The 380-nt window shown below is 61.3% G+C and carries 1 protein-coding gene; it reads left to right on the plus strand.

Features of this window, described 5'->3' with window-relative positions; translation table 11 throughout:
• Positions 1–380 (plus strand): GntR family transcriptional regulator (locus EN742_RS37580; protein ID WP_128334021.1); only part of this gene is annotated, 380 nt, incomplete at both ends.

Raw genomic sequence — 380 nt, forward strand, 5'->3', positions numbered from 1 at the left:
GACTACATCCTGACCAACATCGGAACCGGCAAGTGGACCAAGGACAGCAAGCTGCCGTCCGAGAATGAATTCGTGGCCGCGCTCGGCGTGTCGCGCATGACCGTCCATCGGGCCTTGCGGGAATTGACCTCGGCCGGCTTCCTGATCCGGTTGCAGGGCGTGGGGACATTCATCGCGCCGCCAAAGCCACAATCGACGCTGATCGAGATCAACAACATCGCGGCCGAGATCGTCGCGCGCGGCAACAGGCATCGCTCCGAGGTTCTCGTCCTCGAAAGGATCACGCCGACCAAGGAGCTCTCGCTGTCCTTCGAATTCGCCAAGCGCGCGGCGATCTATCATTCGGTGGTGGTCAATTTCGAGAACGACCTGCCCGTGCA

The organism is Mesorhizobium sp. M4A.F.Ca.ET.020.02.1.1, from assembly GCF_004022645.1.
GTDB lineage: Bacteria > Pseudomonadota > Alphaproteobacteria > Rhizobiales > Rhizobiaceae > Mesorhizobium.